The sequence below is a fragment of the Streptomyces synnematoformans genome, assembly GCF_039531005.1.
Classification (GTDB): domain Bacteria; phylum Actinomycetota; class Actinomycetes; order Streptomycetales; family Streptomycetaceae; genus Streptomyces; species Streptomyces synnematoformans.
Genome location: NZ_BAAAPF010000475.1, coordinates 1 through 3666, shown reverse-complemented (window position 1 = coordinate 3666; position 3666 = coordinate 1). Strand labels below are relative to the sequence as shown.

Annotated in this window: 3 protein-coding genes and 1 pseudogene; 1 reads left to right on the top strand and 3 read right to left on the bottom strand. The window is 76.4% G+C overall.

From position 1 onward, the window contains the following. A pseudogene (locus ABD317_RS34640) lies at positions 1 to 234 on the bottom strand (hypothetical protein); the annotation flags it as partial. A gap of 162 nt (positions 235 to 396) precedes the next feature. On the opposite strand from ABD317_RS34640, the gene ABD317_RS34635 reads away from it, so the two are divergent. Further along, positions 397 to 1596, top strand: a complete 1200-nt coding sequence (locus ABD317_RS34635; RefSeq protein ID WP_344295490.1) for an alanine racemase — start codon at positions 397 to 399, stop codon at positions 1594 to 1596. 27 nt (positions 1597 to 1623) lie between these two features. Here ABD317_RS34635 and ABD317_RS34630 read toward each other — a convergent pair whose 3' ends face one another. Together ABD317_RS34630 and ABD317_RS34625 are read right to left on the bottom strand one after the other, a co-directional pair. Continuing rightward, the gene (locus ABD317_RS34630; protein ID WP_344295493.1) at positions 1624 to 2409 is read right to left on the bottom strand and encodes a 3-oxoacyl-ACP reductase; all 786 of its coding nucleotides are present in this window, start codon (positions 2407 to 2409) and stop codon (positions 1624 to 1626) included. Positions 2410 to 2423: 14 nt separating this feature from the next. Next, on the bottom strand, positions 2424 to 3666 hold a 1243-nt coding region (locus ABD317_RS34625; RefSeq protein ID WP_344295487.1), incomplete at its 5' end, for an aldehyde dehydrogenase family protein.

The window sequence follows — 3666 nt, the reverse complement described above, 5'->3', positions numbered from 1 at the left end:
TGCGTCGGCGGGTGCGGGGGCCGGCGGGCGGGGAGGCGGCGCGGGGCGCGGAGGCCGTACGGACCCGGCGGTCTCCACCGCCTCCCCCGCGGACTTGGCGGTTCCGGCGGTCCCGGACGTTGCCTCGGGCTCGGCCGCGCCCGTCGGCCCGGCGGGCCGGGCGGGCCCGCCGCCCTCCGGCGGGGAGTGCGGCGACGGCGGGGCCGCGGGCGTCTGCTCTGCGTCAGTGCTCAACAGCCCCCTCACTCCCCTCCTGTGAGTCGCCCCCGGACGACCTGCTGACAGGCGCTCGCGACACTCTACTGGGCTCCCGTGGCGGACGGCGCGCCGCCCGAACGCCTCATCCTCTCCGTACCCCTCTACCGCCTGCCCGCCACCCGGTGGCAGTCTTCCTTCATGCCGGATTACGCAGCTCTGCGCGCCCGCTACGACCGCGCCACCACCAGCCTCGACGCCCCGTTCGCCGCCGTGGACACCGAGGCGTTCGACGCCAACGCGGCCGGGCTCGTGCGCCGCGCCGCGGGCAAGCCGGTCCGGGTGGCGACCAAGTCGGTGCGCTGCCGGGCGCTGCTGGAGCGGGTGCTGGCACTGCCCGGCTTCGCCGGGGTCATGTCCTTCACGCTCGCCGAGTCGCTGTGGCTGGCCCGCTCCGGCTTCGACGACGTGCTGCTGGCCTACCCGTCCGCGGACCGCGCCGGCTTCGCCGAGCTGGCCGGCGATCCGAAGCTCGCCGCCGCGGTGACGGTCATGGTGGACGACCCCGCGCAGCTGGACCTCGTGGACGCGGCCCGGGACGGCGGGCGCGAGGAGGTGCGGGTCTGCCTGGAGCTGGACACCTCGCTGCGCCTGCTCGGCGGCCGGGTGCGCGTCGGCGCCCGCCGGTCGCCGCTGTCCGGTCCGGCGGCGCTGGCGGCGGTGGCCCGCGAGGTGGAGCGCCGGCCGGGCTTCCGGCTGGTGGGGCTGATGGCGTACGAGGGGCACGTCGCCGGCGTCGGGGACGACGTCGCCGGCCGGCCGCTGACGTCGCGCGGCGTGCGGCTGATGCAGGCGGTGGCCCGGCGGCAACTCGCCGAGCGCCGCGCGGCGGCGGTGGCGGCGGTGCGCCGGCTGGCGGACCTGGAGTTCGTCAACGGCGGCGGTACGGGCAGCGTGCAGCACACCGCCGCGGAGGAGGCGGTCACCGAGGTCGCCGCCGGCTCGGGGCTCTACCAGCCGCGGCTGTTCGACAACTACACCGGCTTCGACGGCCGCCCCGCCGCCGTCTTCGCGCTGCCCGTGGTCCGCCGCCCGGGCGTCGGGGTCGTCACCGTCCTCGGCGGCGGCTACCCCGCCTCCGGCCCCGCGGGCCCGGACCGGTCGCCCGTGCCGTACCTGCCGGCGGGCCTGCGCTACGACCGGCAGGAGGGCGCCGGCGAGGTGCAGACCCCGCTGCTCGGCGGCCCCGCCGACGACCTGCTGGTCGGCGACCGGGTGTGGTTCCGGCACGCGAAGGCGGGCGAGCTGTGCGAGCGGTTCGACGCGCTGCACCTGATCGAGGGCGAGCGGGTCGCGGAGACGGTCCCGACGTACCGCGGCGAGGGCCGTACGTTCCTGTGAGCGGCCCCGCCGCGCACGACCAGGCGGCTACAGCGGCGTGACGTACGCGCCCGCGATGCCGCCGTCGACCAGGAACTCCGCGGCGTTGACGAACGACGCGTCGTCGCTCGCCAGGAACGCCACCGCGGCGGCGATCTCCTCGGCCTCCGCGAAGCGGCCCGCGGGGATGTGCACCAGCCGCCGGGCCGCGCGCTCCGGGTCCTTGGCGAACAGCTCCGTGAGCAGCGGGGTGTTGACGGGCCCCGGGCACAGGGCGTTGACGCGGATGCCCTCGCGGGCGAACTGCACGCCCAGTTCGCGGGACATGGCCAGCACGCCGCCCTTGGAGGCGGTGTAGCTGATCTGGGAGGTCGCGGCGCCCAGCACGGCCACGAACGAGGCGGTGTTGACGATGGAGCCGCGGCCCTGGCGCCGCATGTAGGGGATGGCGGCCTTGCAGCACAGGTAGACGGAGGTGAGGTTGACCTCCTGCACGCGGCGCCAGGCGTCGATGCCGGTGTCCAGGATGGAGTCGTCCTCGGGTGGCGAGATGCCGGCGTTGTTGAACGCGACGTCGACCGAGCCGTAGCGGTCGTCCGCGGCCCGGAACAGCGCTTCGACGTCCTCGGGGACGGTCACGTCGGTCCGTACGAACAGCCCGCCGGTCGCCTCGGCGGCCGCCTTGCCCGCGGCCTCGTCGATGTCGGCGCAGACGACGTGCGCGCCCTCCGCCGCCAGCCGGCGGGCCGCGGCCAGGCCGATGCCGCTGCCGGCCCCGGTGACGACGGCGGTGCGGCCGGGCAGCCGGCGGCAGACTGCGGTCCCGTCGGTCAGGTCGGTCAACGTGCTCACTCCTCGGTGCTGATGAAGACGTTCTTGGTCTCGGTGAACGACGCGAGCGCGCCCGGGCCCAGCTCGCGGCCGAGGCCGGACTGCTTGAAGCCGCCGAAGGGCGTCGAGTAGCGCACGCTGCTGTGCGAATTGACCGAGAGGTTCCCGGCGGCCACGGCGCGGCAGACGCGGACGGCGCGGGCGGTGTCGCGGGTCCACAGCGAGCCCGACAGACCGTACGGGCCGGCGTTGGCGAGGCGTACGGCGTCGGCCTCGTCGTCGAAGGGGTGGACGACGGCGACGGGGCCGAAGACCTCCTCGCGGCTGACCGGGTCGTCGGGCGGCGCGTCGGTGAGGACGGTGGCGGGGTACCAGTACCCGGGGCCGCCGGGGACGGTGCCGCGGATGGCCGCGGGCCGGGACTCGGGGACGTGGCCGCGGACCCGTTCGCGGTGGGCGGCGGAGATGAGCGGGCCCATCCGCGTGCCGGGGTCGGCCGGGTCGCCGGCGGTGAAGGCGTGCACGGCGGGCTCCAGCAGGGCGAGGAAGCGGTCGTAGACGCTGCGCTGGACGAGGATGCGGCTGCGGGCGCAGCAGTCCTGGCCGGTGTTGTCGAGGAACGAGGCGGGGGCGGCGGCCGCGGCGCGCTCCAGGTCGGCGTCGGCGAAGACGATGTTCGGGCTCTTGCCGCCGAGTTCGAGGGTGACCCGTTTGACCTGCTCCGCGCAGCGGGCGGCGATGCGCTTGCCGACGGCGGTGGAGCCGGTGAACACGATCTTCGCCACGTCCGGGTGCGCCACGAGTGCGGCGCCCGCGACCGGCCCGGCGCCCGGCACGACCTGGAACAGCCCTTCCGGCAGCCCCGCCGCGAGGGCCAGCTCCGCGAGCCGCAGCGCGGTCAGCGGGGTGGCCTCGGCGGGCTTGAGCACGACGGCGTTGCCGGCGGCGAGCGCCGGTGCGGTGCCCCAGGCGGCGATGGGCAGGGGGAAGTTCCAGGGGGCGATGACGCCGACGACGCCGAGCGGCTCGGCGAAGGTGACGTTCAGCCCGCCGGCCACCGGGATCTGGCTGCCGGTGAGCCGCTCCACTCCCCCGGCGGCGTAGTCGAGGAGGTCGCGTACGTTGCCGGCCTCCCAGCGCGCGTTCGCCACGGGGTGTCCGGCCTCGGCCACCTCCAGCCGGGCCAGCTCCTCGATCCGGCCGTCGACCTCGGCGGCGAAGCGGCGGAGCAGCCTGACCCGGTCGCCGGGGGCGAGGCCG